Annotated in this window: 18 protein-coding genes; 1 reads left to right on the forward strand and 17 read right to left on the reverse strand. The window is 45.1% G+C overall.

Features of this window, described 5'->3' with window-relative positions; all coding sequences use genetic code 11:
- The coding region (locus AC559A_RS17240; RefSeq protein WP_498818938.1) for a hypothetical protein at positions 1-279 on the forward strand (279 nt) is incomplete at its 5' end.
- A 449-nt stretch (positions 280-728) separates the two neighbouring features.
- On the opposite strand, the gene AC559A_RS17245 is transcribed toward AC559A_RS17240, so the two are convergent.
- The 17 genes from AC559A_RS17245 to AC559A_RS17325 all read right to left on the reverse strand — a co-directional run bounded on the left by AC559A_RS17245 (position 729) and on the right by AC559A_RS17325 (position 21,401).
- Complete coding sequence (locus tag AC559A_RS17245) at positions 729-1,040, reverse strand: PDDEXK nuclease domain-containing protein (RefSeq protein ID WP_498818940.1); 312 nt, start codon at positions 1,038-1,040, stop codon at positions 729-731.
- The gene (locus AC559A_RS17250) at positions 971-1,501 is read right to left on the reverse strand and encodes a DUF1016 N-terminal domain-containing protein (RefSeq protein ID WP_498818941.1); all 531 of its coding nucleotides are present in this window, start codon (positions 1,499-1,501) and stop codon (positions 971-973) included. Before AC559A_RS17250 ends, AC559A_RS17245 begins: the two co-directional genes overlap by 70 nt.
- Before the next feature lie 322 nt (positions 1,502-1,823).
- Complete coding sequence (locus AC559A_RS17255; RefSeq protein WP_498818943.1) at positions 1,824-4,049, reverse strand: glycosyltransferase family 4 protein; 2,226 nt, start codon at positions 4,047-4,049, stop codon at positions 1,824-1,826.
- Positions 4,050-4,063: 14 nt separating this feature from the next.
- Positions 4,064-8,938, reverse strand: coding sequence for a glycosyltransferase (locus tag AC559A_RS17260; protein WP_498818944.1), 4,875 nt, complete (start codon positions 8,936-8,938; stop codon positions 4,064-4,066).
- 27 nt (positions 8,939-8,965) lie between these two features.
- Positions 8,966-10,423 carry a tetratricopeptide repeat protein gene (locus tag AC559A_RS17265; protein ID WP_498818945.1) on the reverse strand — a complete coding sequence of 486 codons (1,458 nt, stop codon included), beginning with the start codon at positions 10,421-10,423 and terminating at the stop codon, positions 8,966-8,968.
- 101 nt (positions 10,424-10,524) lie between these two features.
- On the reverse strand, positions 10,525-11,655 hold the full coding sequence (locus tag AC559A_RS17270; RefSeq protein ID WP_498818946.1) for a UDP-N-acetyl glucosamine 2-epimerase: 1,131 nt from the start codon (positions 11,653-11,655) through the stop codon (positions 10,525-10,527).
- Positions 11,656-11,668: 13 nt separating this feature from the next.
- Complete coding sequence (locus AC559A_RS17275; RefSeq protein WP_498818947.1) at positions 11,669-12,751, reverse strand: polysaccharide biosynthesis protein; 1,083 nt, start codon at positions 12,749-12,751, stop codon at positions 11,669-11,671.
- A complete protein-coding gene (locus AC559A_RS17280) occupies positions 12,741-13,625 on the reverse strand; it encodes a dTDP-4-dehydrorhamnose reductase family protein (protein WP_498818948.1) in 885 nt (294 codons plus the stop codon). Before AC559A_RS17280 ends, AC559A_RS17275 begins: the two co-directional genes overlap by 11 nt.
- A gap of 41 nt (positions 13,626-13,666) precedes the next feature.
- Complete coding sequence (locus AC559A_RS17285; protein ID WP_498818949.1) at positions 13,667-15,133, reverse strand: B12-binding domain-containing radical SAM protein; 1,467 nt, start codon at positions 15,131-15,133, stop codon at positions 13,667-13,669.
- A 14-nt stretch (positions 15,134-15,147) separates the two neighbouring features.
- Complete coding sequence (locus AC559A_RS17290; protein WP_498818950.1) at positions 15,148-16,038, reverse strand: radical SAM/SPASM domain-containing protein; 891 nt, start codon at positions 16,036-16,038, stop codon at positions 15,148-15,150.
- A complete protein-coding gene (locus AC559A_RS17295; RefSeq protein ID WP_498818951.1) occupies positions 16,038-17,174 on the reverse strand; it encodes an FkbM family methyltransferase in 1,137 nt (378 codons plus the stop codon). Before AC559A_RS17295 ends, AC559A_RS17290 begins: the two co-directional genes overlap by 1 nt.
- Before the next feature lie 4 nt (positions 17,175-17,178).
- Positions 17,179-17,856 carry a class I SAM-dependent methyltransferase gene (locus tag AC559A_RS17300; RefSeq protein ID WP_498818952.1) on the reverse strand — a complete coding sequence of 226 codons (678 nt, stop codon included), beginning with the start codon at positions 17,854-17,856 and terminating at the stop codon, positions 17,179-17,181.
- Between the two features lie 22 nt (positions 17,857-17,878).
- On the reverse strand, positions 17,879-18,370 hold the full coding sequence (locus AC559A_RS17305; protein ID WP_498818953.1) for an acyltransferase: 492 nt from the start codon (positions 18,368-18,370) through the stop codon (positions 17,879-17,881).
- Positions 18,371-18,374: 4 nt separating this feature from the next.
- Entirely contained in the window at positions 18,375-19,580 is a 1,206-nt protein-coding gene (locus tag AC559A_RS17310) for a DegT/DnrJ/EryC1/StrS family aminotransferase (protein WP_498818954.1), read from the reverse strand.
- Positions 19,581-19,593: 13 nt separating this feature from the next.
- Entirely contained in the window at positions 19,594-20,655 is a 1,062-nt protein-coding gene (locus AC559A_RS17315; RefSeq protein WP_498818955.1) for a zinc-binding dehydrogenase, read from the reverse strand.
- Between the two features lie 57 nt (positions 20,656-20,712).
- Positions 20,713-21,126, reverse strand: a complete 414-nt coding sequence (locus AC559A_RS17320) for a type II toxin-antitoxin system VapC family toxin (RefSeq protein ID WP_498818956.1) — start codon at positions 21,124-21,126, stop codon at positions 20,713-20,715.
- Positions 21,123-21,401, reverse strand: coding sequence for a hypothetical protein (locus AC559A_RS17325; RefSeq protein ID WP_498818957.1), 279 nt, complete (start codon positions 21,399-21,401; stop codon positions 21,123-21,125). The genes AC559A_RS17320 and AC559A_RS17325 overlap by 4 nt, the downstream gene beginning before the upstream one ends.
- Between the last annotated feature and the right edge of the window lie 13 nt (positions 21,402-21,414).

Raw genomic sequence — 21,414 nt, forward strand, 5'->3', positions numbered from 1 at the left:
CGAGACTTTTGGGGTCTCGCTCGCAAGCGCCACGCCAGCCCTCGACTATGTGCTCAAATAGAAAAATCATCGCAAAGCCAAACCCATAAATTCTGCGGAAGAGCCAAACATTTTTCACCCGGCGACTTGCCGGTAGAAAAAACTGTCATCGCCTTTGGCGAGGCAAGTTTTCCTGTGAAGAAGTCCTTCACAGAAAAAGTTCTCCCGTCTGCCTTTATCGTCTGCCTTTCCCGTCTGTGGCCATTAATCTTACCTGCCGTTACCGTCCGTGGCCATTAACTCTTTTCTTATTTCAGCCACAGATGATAAGACAGACGTTAAATACAGACTAAAACATTTTTCACCCGGCGACTTGCCGGTAGAAAAAACTGTCATCGCCTTTGGCGAGGCAAGTTTTCCTGTGAAGAGGTCCTTCACAGAAAAAGTTCTCCCGTCTGCCTTTATCGTCTGCCTTTCCCGTCTGTGGCCATTAATCTTACCTGCCGTTACCGTCCGTGGCCATTAACTCTTTTCTTATTTCAGCCACAGATGATAAGACAGACGTTAAATACAGACTAAAACATTTTTCACCCGGCGACTTGCCGGTAGAAAAAACTGTCATCGCCTTTGGCGAGGCAAGTTTTCCTGTGAAGAGGTCCTTCACAGGAAATTTTCTCCCGTCTGCCTTTCCCGTCTGTGGCCATTAATCTTGCCTGCCTTTCCCGTCCGCGGCCAACAATAATAAGTATTCAAAGTGCACCCTGGGCATCAATGATCCCAGCCTTCATGACATCGGCAAGCTGTCGGGGAGTAGGCAACTTGCCCTCCAAGGCTCCCGGTAACTCCGGATACAATTGATAGGCTGCGACACCGATAGGATTTGCTTTGCTACGCAAGGCGTACTCTACCTCCACGTCGTCTTTCTCAGCACAAAGAATGATGCCAATGGACAATTGATCATCAGGCCCGCGTTCCAAGTCATTAAGCAGGTTCAGGTAGAAATCCATTTTGCCGGCATACTCTGGCTCGAAGGAGCCCACCTTGAGTTCGAAGGCCACCAATGCCTTGAGAAACCTGTGATAAAAGAGCAGGTCAATGAAGTATTCCTTGTCACCCAGGGTACCCTGGCAACCATCTCTCTCACAGCCTGTGAGATTTTTTCATCAGATGCAGCTTGCCTCTCTTCACTCTCCAGCATTATTTCAATTTGCTCCAGAAAATGAGGATCGCTATGTACCCGATAAAATTGAAGCATTCGCCACACATTCTGAGATGAAAAGCCACTGATCCCGGGAAACGATGCGCGTAAATCCCTGGAAACCACCTTGACAACAGACTCCCCCCACCCGACTTCTGCCAATTTTCCCGCAATTGCCTTTCCAATATCCCAGTAAAGTAGAATCAGTTCCCTGTTCACCGCTCTGGCGGCAAACAGCCTTGATTCAGACACACGGCGTTTCAAATCCTGAATAAAACGACCGTATTCAGGTAAGGACAATACATCAGCATCAACTTTCGTCACTGCATCCCACCATAAAACCCTCTGTGTCATTGCCGAGGCAAACTCTTTCTCGTCTACCTTTCCCGTCCGCCCGCCCCATGAAACCGGGCCCCTTTAGGGTGTTTCATCGGGGTGGCCAACAAACTCCAATCTTCATTCCAGGTAGAATAACCACTCCGTGTAATACCGAAGGTCAGCGAAACTGATTTCACCGGGGCCGGCATTCTGTATTATCCCAGCATCACCTTTTCCCTTACCCCTTGCCCCTTCCCACTTTCCTACCTTTCCACCGCATTTTCATCCCAGCATTCCAGCATTCCAGCATACCAGCATGCCAGCATCATCATTTCATTTTTTCTTCATACAATTCCCGATACCGCCCCGCCTGCAATGGCAAATTATACCGGCTCAAGGCCGTCTCCCGGCACTTCATCCGAATCTTGCTCCCCGCCTTCTTCCGCTCCATCACCCACCGCATCCCTTCGGCCAAGCCCTTGTCATCGCCAACCGGCGCCAAATAGCCATTGACCTGATGCTCCACCATGTCCGGAATGCCGCCCACGTCGAATCCGATCACGGGTGTGCCGCAGGCCAGGGATTCCAGGACCACGTTGGGCAGGTTGTCCTCCAGGGAGGGGATGACCGTGACGTCGGCCATGCTGTAGACCAGGGCCAGCTCGGATTCCTTGTCCACGTAGTCAAAGGCAAAGGTGGGAAAGCCCAAATGTTGCACTGCGGCCTGGGCGTGATGGCCAAAGGTGGCCAGAGCGATCTGGTCGTCGGAAGCCAAAGTTTTTACATGTTCCAACGCCCGCAGCAAATGCACGAAGCCCTTGCGGGCATTGGTCACGGAGTCCGCGCCGAAAAGGATCACAAAAGCGTCTTTGGGCACCTGCAAGGATTCCCTGATTTGGGCCTGGGGATAGGGCTTGAAGATATCCGTGGGCAGACCGTTGGGGATGACGTGTACGGGGAAAGATGAGAGCAGCGAGCTTTCTTTGACGCAATCAGCCATCCACTGGCAAAGAGCGACGATGGTGATGTCCAATTGCCTGTAGGCGGCCATTTTCCGCGCCCAGATCTGCCGGGAAAGATCGTTGTCCCGGTTTGACCCCAGTTGCGGACAACTCCCGCACTGCTGCTCATACTTTTGACAGCCAGCAGCATAGTGACACCCCCCGGTAAAAGCATTCATGTCGTGCAGGGTCCAGACGATTTTCTTGGTTTTCAAAAACTCAACTTCCCTGGGAATATCCACGGTCCCGGCGATCCAGTGCAAGTGGATGATGTCGGCTTCAGCAATTTCGGGGATTTCTGAAAGCTTCGTGGCTGCCCAGGTGTCGGAAAAAATTTCCAGGCCTTGGGGGCGTTGAGGGTATTTAGAGATAAGTCTTTTGTTGTGAGCTTGAAATGCCTTCCAGTCGTTGGAAACAATCTTTTTGTTGGGAATGGGCGCAAAGCTGCTTTTGGCAAATAGAGGAACCGTACCAGGCTTCCAGCGCTGAATATTATGAACATACAACGAACTGTTCATCCTGGATGCCAGCAGTCCGTCATGCAGCCGCAAGGCCGCAGTCCCGGCCCCGCCATAGTCCTGCATGCAGAATTGGGCGATAACCGGTCGTTTTTTGGATGATGTGTTGGCACAGGAAGGAGCGTCAGGAGTTCGTCCCGCTGTCAGTTTGTGGCCACAGACGGGAAAGGCAGACGAAGCAGGATTTTTTTCCAGCCGACTTGGCTGACAAAAAACTCGCGCCGCAGGCGCAGGCAATTGTTGCTGCCCATTATTATCTGTCAATGGGCTGAAGCATTCTTCCGTCTGCCTTTTTCGTCCTATATAGTCTAGCGAAGCGGGTGGCGAAAATGTACTGTTTTGTAAATCGTTGTTTCGGCAATGGCTTTCTTGGGACAAATGCCTAATGCTCCCCTGCTCATCCGGCTTCCTGGCCTCCATGAACAAGGAATCCGGCTTGCGAACGGAGCCGTCAGCTTCAATGTCCAAAAGATAGCTGTTGAAGTCAGGAATTCGGGATTCGTCAGCCCGGCAAACCTTGATATCTTCAAAGCCCGCTTCCTGGAGCAACTTGCCAAGAGAGTAACGATCGTACATCCACTGGTGGATTTCGCCGGAAAGCCGGAACTGGCCAATCTTGTGAGCATCGAGAGCAGTGCTTGGCTGTCGGCCTGATTGATTTCTGGAGTCAGGATTGGAGCGAATTTTCTCGATGGCGTCTTTGACTTCAGACCCGAGGCGTTCAATGAATTCTGATTCACAGGGTATACCTTTGGTCAAATCATAGGCTGTAACATCAGGCCTGTCGGATTTGAAATCTACATTGGTCCAAGCAGGATGGTAGCGCTTCCCGCAACAGATATTGAGAAGCTGCTTTTGATCAGGATTGTTAACTACCTCGGAAGAAAGTCTCGGCTTCAAAAGAATGTCAAGGTTGATGAATTGTGCATTGTAAGGATCAGCCTGTATCAATTTCTTTAGGCATTCCCTGGCCCGTGGAAGGTTTGCAGATTCAATATATTTAATGCACTGGGCATAGAGGATTTCATTGTTCATAGCTACGATTTATCCTATCTTGAGAATGAATTTTCATCGGATGTCTTCTCATAAACAGCAATAACCGTGTGTCCTCTGATTTGTTGTGGATACCTTTGAGACAAATTGATCAACTTGTCATGCAGATGATGATCATTTCTAATCTTTCTTCGTATAATATTTGCAAAATAATTTGAATGATATTCTTGAAGTGGCTCAAACTGCAATGAAAATAATTTAAGAGGAAAAAAGACCTCAAGGCTACGTAATGCATTTTCACTCCATCTATTCATATGATGGGGAGGCATATCAAGAATACCAAAATCATCGAGTCCAATAAATGTATCTTGATTAGGAACGCTTATTATAAATTTACCTCCAATTTTCAAGACAGAGAGAGCATGATTTATAAAATTTTTGACATTGAATATATGTTCAATAACTTGGAATGAGCATACAACATTATATATGCCTTTTCTGCCTATGGCATGTTGTTCAAGAAGCTGGGGAAAAACCTGGACACCTCTATCGCGTGCAATCTTTGCAGCTTCGGAATTCAACTCTAAACCTACGGCATGGGCATTTTTCTGAAGTTTGATTTGATGAAGAAATCCTCCTTTGGCGCAGCCAATCTCAAGGACATGTGAACCGGCTTTGATAAATTCTTTTGAAACTTCATGCTCCCATTTCCAATCCATATAGTACCATGGATATCTACTGAGTTTTTCATAAAAACTGGAATCACCATCAGTGTCAAATGGGTAAAAGAATTGAAACCCGGTGTCATTGTTTTTATAGAGATGTATGGATTGGTAAGCACCAAAATACGAAGAAACGTCGATCTGAAATTGTTTTAAGTACTTAGCATGGATACCATCTACTTTGAATGTTTTCTGCAAACAGACATTAGTGCTTCCAGTGAGTGGGCATTGGATTTGAGTGTGTGATTTTATGTTCTTGTTTTGCAAAAAAACAGCCTCAAAAGATGTTCTGTCAAGTCTGTTATTGATCTGCACCTTTTGTGGATGAATAAGTTTGCTTATGTTTTCCAACTTCTGTGGAATAAAGGCATTGGCATTTTTCGTGTGTGTAGCGTCCTGTCCGAAACCAATATTTTTGATGAGGTTTTTAGCGGGGTAAACACAAAGGCCGCTGTTTTTCCATACGGAAAATGTCCAGGGGTAATCCCAGGTGTCAACATTGCCGGCAAAATAATTTTTGAATGCCTTAAACCAGTATGCACGTTCTTGATCAGTGTGAAACTGAAGTAAAGAAAAGTCTTGTTCAAATCCAGGATTTTCGAGTTGATAGCAATCCCAGGCACGCTTCCATGTAGCCCAGCCCCAAATGTGGTTATACTTGGAGAAGAAATAGCTTTCCTTCAAACGGAGCTGATTTAAATAGCATGTTCCGTTAATTTGAAAAACCCGCTCATCATTACGGTAATAATCTAACAATGTTGTACAAAAAGGAAAGAATGATGGCGCTGGAAGGCAATCGTCCTCAAGGATGATTGCTTCATCAACCTGAGTAAATGCCCAACTGATTCCTGATGAAACCCTTATTTTACAACCGAGGTTCGTATCCGAATAATTTCTTGATACGTCACAATCCCAATCCACATTTTCGACAATTTTTCTTGTGCTTGCACACAGCGCATGATCATCATCTTTACCAATGCGCGGACCATCGGCTACGATGAGCAATTTTTCCGGCTTAGCCTGGCGTATTTGTTCAAAAACATGCCTTGTGCAGTCTGGACGATTATAAATTAAAAAAAATACCGGAGCGATTTTATTCTTATATTCCTTGCTACAATTACTGCGTTGCTTTGTCGCACATGATGATGAATTCTTGTTATGGGAATTTTCATTATTTTTTTTGACTATTCCAGAAGAATCCACATTTACAAGGCTCTCATTACATGACACAACATCATTTGAGCAGAAAGTATTGTGGATAGAAATTCTTCTATTGTAACTATCAAATTTATGATCGACAAACAAATCATCTTGTGATCCACAATTGTTACATTCAATAATTTCTTTGTGGAATCTCTTTGTAATTTTTTTTGGATCAAAATTATGATGCACAAACTGAACTGCTCTTTCACGAATCGACTTGTCCGCCTCCAACCGGTTGAATACTTCAACTATACGCCTAGCTAAAACTTGGGGAGTGTTGGGTGAATACAGAAAACCTGTATTTCCAGGTAAAAGTGTTGCAGACACACCACCAGTATTATGAATAACAGGGATACATCCGCAGGATTGGGCTTCTATGGTCCCCATCCCAAAGCTTTCGAGTTTTGATGGGAGACAATAAATGCTGTGACTTGAATAGATACTCGGCATATTAATGTTTGCAATGCTACCATAAAAATGAATTTTATCACTTTCAAAACTCTGAATTATTTTTTCATAACCTTCTGGAACGAGCCACATAGATTCCGTGCCATAGATATGCAACGAAGCCTGCGGACAGGTATTCTGAATTATTTTGAAGGCATCAATGAGAATATGTACGCATTTGTGTGGAACAACAGCACTGGCAAACATAATCGAATAGTTGTCACGGTCAACCGTTTGCGGAAAGAATAGAGAAGTGTCAATAATATTAGGCACGACAACCAACTTGCCTTCTGGTACACTTTGGCTTCTTAAGTGGAACTTATGAATATCAGACAAGCAAATAACTTTATCAAAAATACGCATATGTTCATACATATTTGGTTCAATATTCCAGCAATGCTGATGCAAAAACCATTTTTGATGCGGTTGCTTTTTGATAGTAGCGAATATATCCATTTGTGTTGCAATTAACAGAACATCAAATTCGTCAGAAAATTGTTGCAGGTGTTCGCTTGACGGCAATTTTAAGAACTTCAAATCATCATAACTTTCATTATAGTCGATATACTTTCCAGAAAGTGATATATCAATATCTTTGTACATTTTAAGATGTTTACATAAATTGATCATGGCCCTGGATGTGCCAGCAAATTCAATATTACTGTTATGTAGCCCTCCATAAAATACCAATATTTTTTTTAATTTTTTATTCAGAATGTTGGCGTGTGGCGAGTTCGATTTATGATCAAGCAACTCCAGATTTTCACGGAAAGGAGTTGCCGACTTGCCAAAAAAAGTCCAGTGCCAATGACCTTCATTCGGTATTTCATCAGTATCAATTTTGTACAAATACAATCCAGCCTCTTGAACAAGACTGATTATATCATCTTTACACCATCGAACAGATGGCTCATATTCTTTCAATTCAGCATCATCAGTGCCGTAAATCAAATCAGCAAATTGACAAACAAAAACGCCATTTTTCGATAACTTTTTCGCAAGGCCGAAAATATAATCTTTGACTAAATCTCGCGTGAGATGCTGAAATACAACCATGCAATAAACGACATCAATATCATGAGGAACTAAGCTATTCCATTTATCAACCAGAATTGGCGTAAAGTTTCTTACCCCATGCTTTTCTGCAAATATCTTAGCTTTATGCAAAATCGTATCACTTACATCTATTCCATAAACATGTTCAACATGATGAGCAATTAAAACTGATTCTCTTCCATATCCACAACCAATAACAACTACCTTCATATTTTTTGAAAGTTGCGTATACTTTTTAATCCTGTCAACATCATCGCCAAACAATGCTAAACCGCCATAATTTTTTCCATAGCAATGATGTTTTTCAAAATACAAATTTTCCTGAATATTTTTCCAATATTCGATGTTTGATTTACCTTGAAAATTTCTAATTTTCTTTATAAACTTAAGATAATTATATATCGTGTCGCTTTTTTTAATATCACCAACATTTCTAAGCTTCTGTGCATAATTTGTGGAATGCGATATAAAACTAGAATTTTTATATGAAAATTTTTCATCTATTTGAAGTCGATATAACTTTTCCCTAATTTTTAAATGTCCATTTTCAAATACGAATTTATCATTTGTTATTGATTTTACTATTTTTATTAAAAATCTCTGGTAGCTATCATTAATGTCACACATCCACTCTTTTAATCTATCTAAAATTGCGGATGATGGCCCAAATTTGTGAATTAAAGAATTATTATTAATTGATATGTTAATCGCTTCAATTATCGCGGACACAGCTTGGCCAGGATCATTCAACTCCAGAAAAGGAAATAGTTCCGTAAATCTGTGCTTATTAATGAATTCAATTAAAGCCCTTGCAGAATCAAATGAACCTGCTTCAGGGAAGTCGTGGGTAGTCTGTGATGCATGCCACCTGGTTACACATGTTCGTTGGTTGATGTACATGGATTCGTATTTTGAACTGATGCGCAACCACATTTCAAAATCTTGACCATGAGGATATGAATCATCAAAGTAACCAATCCTTTCGAAAACCTTTCTGTGGATAGCGATACTGTTTCCGTGAATGTACGGACCTGTAAAAAAACGTGAAACCTGAAAACCGCGATCAGGAATGGCATTCCAAGGGTCAGGTGAACTTTTGACGCCGGTCTTGTCATCCAAGTAGTAAAAATGAGTGTAAAAAAAGAAAATTTCAGGATGTTTGTGAATTGCGTCAAGATGGATTCTCAATTTTTCAGGCTCGAACAAATCATCGGATGAAAGCCAACAAATCCAATCTCCCGTTGCCTGGCTCAATCCTGCATTAAGAGCCGAGGCTACCCCTCCATTCTTCTTATGGAATACCCTGAAACGGTCATCTCGTCGTAAGGATGACTCAGCTACCAAAGAGGTATCGTCAGTAGAGCCGTCATTGACAATCAACGCCTCCCAATCCCCGAAGGTCTGCGAAATCAGGCTTTCAAGGGCATGCGGCAAATATTGAGATTGGTTGTATGTTGGAATAATGATGGAAAAGAGGGGAGATGAGTCCGGGGAACGTTTCATGTCAAGAGACTCCGCTTTGATCTACCACTAATTTGTTTCCGCATTGCAGCCCATTTCCGCATACGCCACTCTGAGATCTTCATCCGCCGGATAGTGCTGCATCCCTTGTCGCAAAACCTGCACCACCCGACTGTGATTGCCAAGCAAGTGTTGGCAACGGGCAAGGACGACATACAGTCCAGGTGGGGCCTTTCGACCGAGCATTGTGAAAGCCTTTTCCCAATGAGCAGCCGCTTCATCCCATTTACCCTCGTGCATGGCGGATTCTGCGTTGCGCACCATCATGGATATACCGGATTGAATATCTGCTGATTTTATATCATATGACTTTGTACGCTGCATATTATGATCAATACTGCCAAATGTATTCAACTCTTTAGAAATCGAAAAATTTGAATATTCAGTGGATGGCTTTTTAAAAACTGAATTTCTTAACCATTCTAAAGAACTATTTTTAACATTAAAATATTTATATTTGTGATTATTAGAGAGCCATTCACTAATTTTTTTTGAATACCATATATTTTCAAATTCAAATATTAGAATATCACAATTTTCTTTTTTGAAGAGAATTTTTTGCAAACTATTACACCATGAATATCTAACGCTGTGCTCTGAAGTTCTTATATAAGCACCACCATATTTTTCCAAATATGGTATAATATTTGCGCAATTGAATATTGAGCATGGCTTGTTTGTAAAATATGGCATCGTAGCGGGACCCGAATTGCTACCTAAGTGAAAAGCTGATGAGAGAGTCAATGCAAGATCATTTTCAATTAATGTATGCATGTCTTTTGCGACTACTACGTTTTTCCTTTCACGCAATCTTTCGTCAATTTCAGATCGAGAACAGATAACTATAAACTTTACAGGATAGCGATCACAACAGTAATCAAAAAAAGAAAGCCAAGCGTCAATGCACGAATTACGCTCTAATTGGATAGTAGGATTATTTCTAATATTTACAGTAACAGGAATATCTGGATAAATATTAGACGAAAAAAAATCATCGCACCAAACTGAAAGCGCTTGAGGGATAAATAGTTGTGGTACTGATCTTCCTTTTTGTGTAAAAATATGGATTGATGACAAGATATCGTAAATTTTATACTTGCGTTGAAAAATATCCTTAATGCTAGGCCATATGTAGCAATTTGTATCTGAAACATCATCTATAAATTCATCAAAGGAAGTCTTAATAAATATATTATTCACATTAGGTGCAAATTGAAATATTGGAAGTAAATAAAATATATTGTGCAAATGGTTACCATTTTTCATTAAATTCACAAATTCCTGCCCAAGCGGCTGTCTTTTCGGATCTGCAATGAAACAGAAATCTAACTTTTGAGCATTGATGTTACATTTTTCAACAATAGCTCCGTAAATAAACAAGATTATATCGCCTATGCTAAAAGGCTGCGTAGAAAAGTCGTACACGGCAATTAATCTTGATGCTTTTTTTGATTTATTTTCAGACATAATTCACGATTCGTAATACTTTTGATTGAATATTCAGATTGAATGTTCTCTAATGTGGCCTTATTCTTTGAACAGTTCAGAAGACTTAAAGAGATAGACAGTTAACAGACAATTTTACGCCAATTCGTCCTATTAACATAATCCACATAGCTTGCGACGATTCGGGCAACTTTTCGAGAAACATCAGTCGGCTCATAGGACGGAACAAGGCGAAACGGACGCAATGGGACTGATTCCTGGTGGCGGACGGCCATTTGCACCGCGCTTTTGATGCGTTCCGGATCAAGGCCGCTCATGATTACCGTGGCCTCGTCCATGCCCTCGGGACGTTCATGGGCCTGGCGCAGCATGACCGCGGGAAAATTGAGCAGGGACGATTCTTCGGTCAAGGTGCCGCTGTCGGAAAGCGTGCACAGAGCATGCTGCTGCAGGCGAATATAGTCAAAGAACCCAAAGGGCTTGTGCTGTTGGACCAAATCCGGAAGTTCCGCCCCCAGCTTCGCCAATCGTTGCCTGGTACGTGGATGCACGGAAAAAATCACGGGCAGGCCCCAGGTCGCAACAAGCATGCCCAGGGCGCTGACCAGTTTGCCAAGGCTTGCAGCGTCATCAATGTTTTCCTCCCGGTGCGTACTCCAGACAAAATACCGTCCGGGTTCCAGACCCAGGGCCTGGGGCATCGGCGACGCGGTGATGGCGTCTTTGTAGTACTCCAGGACTTCGCGCATGGGTGACCCGGTGACCATGACGCTGTCCGGGCGCAGCCCTTCGGCAAGAAGGTAGCGGCGGGCATGTTCCGAGTAGGTCAGATTGATGTCGCTCAGGTGGTCCACGATCCGCCTGTTGATCTCCTCGGGAACGCGCAGATCAAAACAGCGATTGCCGGCTTCCATGTGAAAAATGGGGATCTTGCGTCTTTTTGCGGGATAGGCGGCAAGGCAGCTGTTGGTATCACCCAGCAACAGCATGGCATCCGGCCGGAGTTCGCCCAGCAACGCATCTGTTTTCTCGATAACCCTGGCTACGGTGGCTGATGGCGTGTCTGCATGGGCTTCCAGGAAATGGTCCGGCTTGCGGATGCTCATCTCCTTGAAAAAAATGCCATTGAGCTCCCAGTCAAAATTTTGGCCGGTATGGACAAGCACATGGTCAAAGGAAATATCAAACTCCGCGATGACCCTGCTCAACTTGATCAACTCGGGACGGGTGCCGACAATGGTCACGACGCGCATGCCATCTCGCTCCTCACGCAATGAGTTCCCCGAAGCCGGCGGATTCGCGGTTGGGATCAAAGAGCAGGTGATGCCGCTTGAGCAACTCCCTGGCATCTTCCAGGCCCAGGACATTGTTGGCGGAACTGAACTCGTTGCCCTGAAAAAGAGGAAAGCAGTCCGAGGGCATGGCGGACTCCTCGGTGCGCAGTTCGGGCAGCATGGGCTGAATGGCGAAATAGTCGCCGCGTTGTATGGAGCGGGTGGATTCTTCCTCGGAAATGAGGATCTCATGGATTTTTTCCCCAGGGCGGATCCCGATTGTCTTGATCCCGATATCCAGGCTGCCGATCAAGGCTCGTGCGATGTCCAGCACCGTGGCCGATGGGGCGATGGGCACGAAAATTTCCCCGGGTCGAGCATGACGAAGGGCCGCGAAGACCGTGCTGACCGCTTCATGGATGGACATCAAGAATCGGGTCATCTCGGGGATGGTGATGGTTACGGGGCCGCCGTTGCGGATCTGCTCATGGAACAAGGGAATGACCGAGCCGCGGGAAGCCAGGACATTGCCGTACCGCACGCCGACGAACCGGGTTTCGGTGAAAATGTTGGCGGCGATGAAAATCCGTTCCTGCAAGGCCTTGGTGATCCCCATGGCATTGACCGGCTTGCAGGCCTTGTCCGTGGATATGGCCACCACGGTTTCCACGGGAAAGGCGTGTTCGCGGACGGCCCGGACGATATTGACCGGGCCCTGGCAATTGGTGGCCACGGCCTGCTCGGGGAAGTACTCGCAGGTAGGTACCTGTTTGAGCGCCGCGGCATTGACGACGATGTCCACCCCGCGCAGAGAGGCGCAAACGTCATGGTACGACCGGACGTCCCCAATGCGGAATTCCAGTATCCGGCGAAAGTTGTCGTAGATCGTTTCGTCCGTGGCCACGGCCTTGTTCTGGTAGGCCATGCGCATGGCGTGCTGCTTGGCCTCGTCGCGTGAGAACACTATGAGCTTGCGCGGCGTTCCGTGCTCGCCGGATAACACCCGATGGACGAATGTCTTGCCCATGGAACCGGTACCGCCGGTGACAAGGATGGTTTTATCGTCAAAAAGCATTGCCTTCCTCCTCGAGAAAGGAAAAATAATCGTCGATCATGGTTGGCCAGTCCGGCGCGGCATACGAGCATTTCCTATCAAAACGCGTGCCGTTCAGCGATCTGTCAATGCGAAATGACGGGTCAGGAACAATCTCCACCCGCAGCCCCAACCGCTCCTTCACCAGCATCAACAAATCGAATTTGCTGATGGCCCTGGCCGCGACATGCCATATTCCTCCCTCGATCGGGCGCTTTGTGATCAGCCTGTGGACGATCCTGGCCATTTCCAGGGTTGTAAAACCGCTGAACAAGGCATTGGGAAAACCACGAACCGGCCCCTTCTGGCTCAAAAACCATTCAAACAGGCTCCCTCCGGCACCTGCCAGCTCACGACCGACCAGCGAAGTGCGCAGGGTCAGGCACCCCGGTCCATGCACTTCTCCCAACAGTTTGCTGCGGCCGTACAGGTCCGTTGCATCCGGCAGGTCATCCGCGGAATATTTTCCCTGATGGCCAGAAAAGACGCAATCCGTTGAAAAATGAATCAGCCTGGCTCCGATCCCGTCCGCCATGACAGCCAATTTATGAGGTAGCAAGGCGTTTATGGAAATGGTCGTGACGGCATCGTCTGCCGTGGGGCGCTGCTTGACCACCCCCGCGGCATTGACGATCACTTCTGGTCGCCATTGCCGGACGAGGTTGCCCAGGGCTGTACAATTCCCATCCGGACCAAGCTCAATGTTATCGACGGTATTATTTGTGGTAAACAGGCCTTTATGGGCATAGTTTTGGCGCATTCCGCGCAGCGTCGCCCTTGTGTCAAAATGTCGACTCAAGAACCTGAGGAGCATGTGACCCAGCATTCCGTTGCCGCCGATGATTAGAACTTGCATAAGTCGGTTTTTGGGGTTGCGTTTAAAAGGGGTTCATAGTGTTAGGATGTTGATATTGAGCCAGGTTTTGGTTTGGGGGTATGTGTCCATCCTAGCGTTGAGCCAAGGGCACGACGGGTGTTTATTCGCCAGTGTTTCACGTCATCGACACTGATACCTTCAAGGTCAGCAATTCGTTGCACCTTATCCTGTGATTTGAAGTTGATGCGATCCCATTCGTAAGCTCTGAGAATTTGCAAATCCAGAGATGTAAATTCGTCCGTTTGGATAACCCCTTTTGTATAACCCAGCGTGGCAGTCTCCCTATCAACTAACCCCATCTCACGGTAGATATCCATTAAGCGAGTTTTTGGAAGTGGTGTTGCAATATGAAAGTTAACTATATCAATGTCTAATTCTGCTGCGAAGGCGAAGGTCTGTCGAATTTGTTCCCAAGTTTCACCAGGAAGGCCAATAACAAAATTTGAAATAATCTCTAGCCCTATTGATTTTGCATGCGTAATCATTCTTTTTGCATGTTTAAGATTAATAGGTTTACGCATAATTTTGCTTAGAACATCTTGATTACCGCTCTCAATCGAAACTGTAATTTGATAACATCCACTATCTCTCTTAATATCGAGTATATTTTCATTAAGAGAAAATATTGCTACATTTGCACACTTCCATGTCATTAATGAATGATGTTCCTTGAAACCATTCATAATTGCAATAGCGCGTTCCTTATTGAAAAAAAAATGATCGTCAAGAAAAATTATCTCCCGAATGCCATATGAATTTTTGAGCCAATCTACTTCATCTAGTACGTTTTGAGCACTCCTCATACGCACTTTTGTACCGCTTACAGTACGTCCTGCACAGAATATGCATTTATAAGGACATCCTCGCGATGTAACTGTCACCGCAAAAGGATACTGGCGTGCGACAAGATAGTGGGCATATTTGATGGGTGAGGCTCCATAACCAACGAGATCAAGATCGCCATAGTCAGGACGAGGCAAAGAATCGAGATCTGATATGAACGATTCCATGGGGTTGATCACAGTCTGGTTGCCTTTACGGTAAACGATACCGTCTAAATGCTCAGGATCTTTGTTACATTCAATGCAGCGGAGTAATTCAGGCAAGCGATGTTCACCTTCACCGATAATCCAGAAATCAACATTTGGGTCTTGGGCAGCTACTTCAGGCGTAACGGTTGGATAGGCCCCCCCCCCGATAAGTATTGAATTTGGGCGAGCATTTTTAATAATAGCTGCATGCCTGTGAATTTCTTCGTTGTACTCCGTGGAGAATGACGTTAATCCAATTACATCAGGCTTAGAAGCCTCAAGGGTATTAACAATATCGTTTTCAGTGCTGAGGTCTTTATTAAAATCCAACAGATGGCAATCCCACATCTCTGAAACGCAGGCTTTGAGCAATGCCAGATTATAAGGTGCTAATGGCCAACTGCGCTTACCAAGCAAGGCGTAATTTGGTTGTATGAGATAAAGTTTTTTTTTCATCGCAATTCCTATCACTAAGTGATTTTTTCCGAACTTTCCCAGATGAGGCAGTTTTGACAGAGTTTAATAGTATTCCTTTGGCCTGTTGCGTGAAGAGACCGAACATTTTGAAAATAATTACCGGACCAGATTTGATGTATTGTCGAAGATGTAGTATTTCCCATTACATATTTAGGAATGAAGTCAATGCAACATAGACCAACTTGTCCGTCAGAAAGAATATTCATAGTTGTCCATAAGACATGGCATGGAGAAATAATAGGGTTATCCACTGAATATTTATCAATTTGATTACCCCAGTTATGCATTTTTTTAGCATAAATACCGTCAATTTCGTCGAGGTTATTTTTCCAAAAATTGCGCCAAGCATCAATGTCATTTCCGGAAAAGATTGGATGCGCTTCCATTCTCATTCGTATTGATGTAGAATAATTATTCTTATTCCGAAGCTGCCTGAAGCGCAAAACGTTAGCGGTGACAATATTCAAATCGAGACCAACACGAAGCATTGCATATTTTTGAGGGTCGATTCCATCAATTGTGACAAGCAGTTCATCAAGTCCTGAGTCCAAGAGTCCACTGGCAATTTCTTCAGAAAGCAGTGATGCGTTTGTGATGATAATGACTTTGGACACTCCTTGCTTTTTTAAATATCCGATTCTTCGAATAATTTTTTTGTCCAACAATGGCTCTCCACAACCAGTGAGGCATACCTGTTTGACATATTGTCTATGCTTTATGATCTCTTCAACGTTCTTTTCATAAATATCGTCGTGCATTACAGGCGCATGTTTTGGCCATTGTTTAATTGTGCAAAAAACACATCTTGAATTGCATTTTTTTACTGTTTCAATAGTTAAGAATTCTGGAAATACTGAAAACTGATAAGCTTTATCACTATTCATCACTTCTTCCCCGTGCGATGTGTCGTTCCATAAAGGACCGTTTCAATAATCCCGCCATCATGTTGGCGCATGTAAAAACGATAATCATGTTGGATTTCTTTTATTATTTCGAAAAGTTGCCACAAATCTTGTGGGCGGTGGTACGCTGCTACGGCGAGTTTTGGTGTATTCTTTGCCAGTGTAGCCTGTGCACCGTAAAGCGCATCTGCTTCAGATCCTTCGATATTAAGTTTGATCAGGCTGATATCCTGAGATTCGGGTAGTGAGTCGATGCGCATTGCTGGGCACTTTATGTGACCATTTTCATTAATAGTTGCATCACGAGAATCTGTGCCACCAAAGCACAACTCCGTATCGCGTGAGTAAAGACAGGCCTGTATACACCGAATTTTAGAATGGTTTGCAAAGGCAGCTGCGAGTTCCTTGTATGTTCCTGGGGATGGCTCAAATGCTACAATATTTTCATACATATTCTGAGCACGCTCCAGAAAACGTCGAATGGTGTCTCCGGTAAATGCACCGCCGTCGACGTAAGATTCTGCGGTTCCAAGGCTAAATATGTCTGTTGGAAAATAAGCGTTGGGCTGGAGCACTGGTTCAAGATACGAGACATCAAACGTAAGTCTGAATGCAATAACAGCATCCAAAGTTTGCCTGGAAAGTGTATCTGCTAATGCTTCATCAAATTGAAGCAGTTTTGTTGCATTTGAAATAAGATTTTCATGCATACCTGCGTAAAAAATGTGCGAGGTAAATATGTTTGGCCATCTCAAGGAAAGGATTGGAAAAGGCCAGACATGGATGAATCCTTCTTCTCGCATACGATGCGTAAGCCCTAAAGCGCGATGTGTAGCAAGAATGACAGGTATATGCTTTCCAATGTATGTGAGATCTCTGGTAGGTTGCACGGAATACCCGGCAACATTTTCCCCTTGGTACTCAGGTGAATCATCAAAAATACCATGGATTACAATGCCGCAATTGCTGCAAGTGCGTGCCACATCCTCGGCAATGTGAGTCGCACCAATGATGACTGCCTGTTCAGGAAGACCATTGGAAACCCCTGGGTGAGCGCTGACAAGCAGATCAAAAGCATCCGCTATGCCTAGTGACTGAAGACGTTGCACCCATCGCATATTGTCACCTGCGGCTTGTAGCAAGTGCAATCAGATAATGTGCCATCGGATAGAACCCGGTGTGCACAACTTCATCATTCATGGAAAATATAAACACCTTGTGAAAATACTTCTCAAGTGATGATCTTAGCGAAGCCGCATCTTTGAGGTTGATATGCCCTGCACGACTATTTTCGCTGGCATATTGCTGACTGTTGACATTAGGAGTGCCAATAATGCATGTAGCATGTTGTGATAAAGGCGAAACAAAATTGAACAAGAAGCCATCTTCACGTACTGGATCGATATGTTCTATTACATCAAGAGACACAGCACCGTCAAAATTACCGGAAGGGGCAAGAATGGTTATGTCCAGAACTTCGTAGGTCAGGCGGTTCCCGAATGTGTTGCATCGTTTGTTTTCAGCGATAACTGCAGGTTCAATGTCTACGCAGTGCAGTGATTTGATAGTCTGCAAAAGCAGCGGTGCGCCAACGCTATCACCGCAGCCGACTTCCAGTACGGCATTGCACCCATGCAAAAGCTTTGCACAGAACTTATAGCGGGCAAGGGTAAAAAAAAGGTGGCGAGGGTCGTGCCGCCATGTGTAACTTGAGTAAGGGCCAAGCCGCACTGGGCCAAGCTCTTCGTGCTGGTTGAAAAGTATCTGATTGTGTGGTTGTAGAATTTTGCTGTCTGTCATGGTTTGCCTCGTGTCAGAATAATTACCTTTTACCAATATCATGCAGAAAACGAACCACTCTTGCCGGATTGCCGAAAATGACGGCACCTGGAGGGACGTCTCTGGTAACCACACTTCCTGCACCGACCATAGCGCCTTCTCCGATCGTCAGTCCACAGAGGATGGTACTTCCGCTACCTATGGATGCCCGTCTGCCAACATGAGTGGCTACTACTGTGGTAGTGACTGCTGTCAAAGGAGTACCGTCTTCGAATACCGATCGGGGAAACCTGTCATTTGTGAACATGACTCCATGGCCGATAAAGGCTTCGTCTTCCACTACCACGCCATCGCAGATGAACGTGTGACTCGACACCTTGACCCTGTTGCCAATGACTGCTCCTGGCTGTATTTCCACGAACGCACCAATAACGCAATCCTCACCGATGCGACATAGCCCATAAATATTTACAAAATCATGCAAGCGAGTACCTTGTCCTATGCAAGCCTCTGAAGAAATGACTGAAAACCGCATAACATTACCTCTTAAGTGCCTTCTCGACTTTCAGCATTGCTGCGCTGATGTCTTCGACATCAGCGTCGCTGAAGCGTTCGTTAAAGAGGATATTGAAAGATGATTTCCTAAAGTTAATCGCGTTTGGCGTTTCTGGATGAACTGGGCAGTATTGAGCTAGCCAAGGCCATTCCGCAAGTACGTAGCGGTAGTCTGGATTGATGGGAATTCCCTCAGCCTTTATTGCTTTGACAATTTCACGCTTGCATACTGAAAATTTTTCCATTTCAAGGCGAATGGTTAAAAAAAAAGGTGAAGCATCCATCCCATCAGCCGGAAGCAAAATGGAAAAACTCCGTGATTTTTCAAGACCTATTGCAATACGGAGCATAATAGCCTGTCTTCTTGCAATAGTTGCGGAGAGTTTTCGTAATGTGGAACGGCCAATAGCGCATGAGATTTCGTCCTGATTGAAATTCAACGCTGAAAACAGGAATTTGCCTGGATTTTTTGGGTCGAAATTATCATCCATGCACGGTTTGCCACGATCCGCAATCGCTCGAGCTAATTTATACCTTTCATAATCTCGCGTAAAAACTATTCCACCGCATCCTCCAGATGCGTGATTTTTTGAATACATAGTAGAAAATGCCGCGATATCTCCAAAATTTCCGACTTGGATTCCATTAATGCAGGCCCCATGAGCTTGTGAACAGTCTTCGATAACGGCAAGGTTGTAGCGTTTTGCAATAGCGCCAACACGGAACATATCTACTGGTATACCTCCAACATGTGTAACGAGTAAAGCACGTGTATTGGAGGTTATCGCTGTTTCAAGCTGTTCAGCTCCAATATTGAATCCGCCTGGAGCTGCATCAGCTACAACTGGATGCAATCCTTGTACGATCAAAGGCGTTATACCACCTGGGTCAGTCACAGGGGAACAAACAACTTCACTACGGGGTGGTAAACCAAGGGCTGCTATTGCTATATAGACAGCAGCAGTTCCAGATGATACCGCATCAGCATAACCGCCTCCTTGCATTTTACAAAAATCTGAAATATATGCATCTTCAAAAATTCCTTGGTAGCCGAAGTCTATTCCAGATTCCCATGATTTTTGAAAAACTTCAATCACTGCATTAAGCTCATCCTCTCCAAAAAGTCTACGTGGAGGAAAGGGCTTCTTGCGTATGGGCTCACCGCCATATATAGATAAACTGTTATTCATAAATTTCCCTGAACTAGGTACAATTCCGGAAATCAACCAAACACCGACCCTGGATATCCCCATTGCGCATCAACCGAAATGCTTCATTAACCTCATCCAAGCAAAACCTGTCTGTGATGACTTCCCGTAGCCTGATCCGCCCCTCTCGATACAGCTTGTGATACCTGGGAATATCCTCATGCGGGTTGCATTCGCCGCCGTGGGAGCCGGTCACGATCTTGCCGAAATGCAGGGGCAGGGAGTATATATTTATATTGTCGCCCTTGCGCGGGACACCCACCAGGATCACCCTGCCCCGTGGCTTTGTGATCCGGTAGCCCAGCTCAATGATCTCCGGCTTTCCGGTATTGTCCACGAACACATCCGCGCCCGGCTGCCCGGCAATGGACAGGATTTCCCGTTCAGCATCGCATTTGCCGCTGTTGATCACGTGGGTGGCGCCCATGCGGGCGGCAAGTTCCAGCCGGTTGTCAAGCAGGTCCACCGCAATGACCGGGTAGGCGGAGACAAGGGCCGCGGCCTGCACGATGTTCAGCCCGATTCCTCCCGCACCGAACACCACCACTGACTCGCCTATCCGCACCCTGGCATTGTTTTCCACCACCCCGAACCCGGTGGTCACGGCGCAGCCGAACAACGCGGCTACGTCCATTTCACTGTCGTCCGGGATGGCGGTGCAGCGGTTTTCAGAGACCACGGCATATTCGTTAAACGTCGTGACCCAGCCGGCATTCACCTTCCGGCCGTCCCATTGGTAGGACGGCGTGTCGGACTCAATGCCCAAACCCTTGCGCCAGTGCAGGACAACCTTGTTGCCGGGCTGGACGTGCTTCACGCCGGGACCAATAGCCAGCACCACCCCGGAGCCTTCATGGCCCAGCAGATGCGGCAGATAGTGATCTTCGCCCTTGACCCCGTCGATTTCCCCGAGCTGCGATCCGCAGATGCCACTGTACAGAACCTGGACCAGAACCTGGCCCGGAGCAAGCTCAGGGGGAAGGTCGATTTCCGCGACCACCAGGGGCTTGTTCAGCTCCACAAGGATGGCGGCTTTTGTTTTTCGTGGGAGATTCATGAAATACCTTTGGGAACCACTAATTTTCACTAATTTACACTAATAGTAAACTGTAAGTTAATCCCACATCTCCGGCACACGCACAAATCCAGCCAAATCAAAGTGTCTGTCAAAAGAAAATACCTTCTGGATTTGAGCCTTTGACATCATTGTAAATGAAAGACAGTCCGTAAAAGAAACCTTCTGATCGGAATATTTCGTATACCAATCCAATGCCTGAAGTTCATCACCCTTTTCCGGTCGCCAAATGCTTATTGAAACAGAGTTATATATGCTGTTCAACCTTTGAGCAGCGAACTGGTAACCAGCCCTGATTCCCATTAATGTCACTAATTCATTTAAAATAAAATTGCTGGTAAAGAGTTTTATTTTTTGATTCTCCAGCAGTTCCCAATAATCCAGCGCAATACTGTGATACTGGTCTTTCGAAAGAAATTTGGCTAGAAATGCTCCAGTATCGATAAAAATCATACGTCACCATGATAAAGATATTGATCATGGTTGGCGCTAATGTCAGAAGGACAATCACCATGAAAGACAGCATGATCCGTAAAAAATGTATCCCGTGAACTTTCAAAGGTATTTTTTGATACGTCTATTTTTTCAATTTGTGTTTCCAAGGATTTGCGCATAAAGTGACCCAAAGAAATATTATAGGCCTTCGACAACATGATTGCCTTATTTTTCATCTCATGTGGTAGCTGAAAAGTGAAACGTTCCATTTTGTCTGAATGCCGTCTTTCCATGATAATTCTCCTT

This window comes from Desulfonatronum zhilinae, assembly GCF_900182865.1.
Lineage (GTDB): Bacteria > Desulfobacterota > Desulfovibrionia > Desulfovibrionales > Desulfonatronaceae > Desulfonatronum > Desulfonatronum lacustre.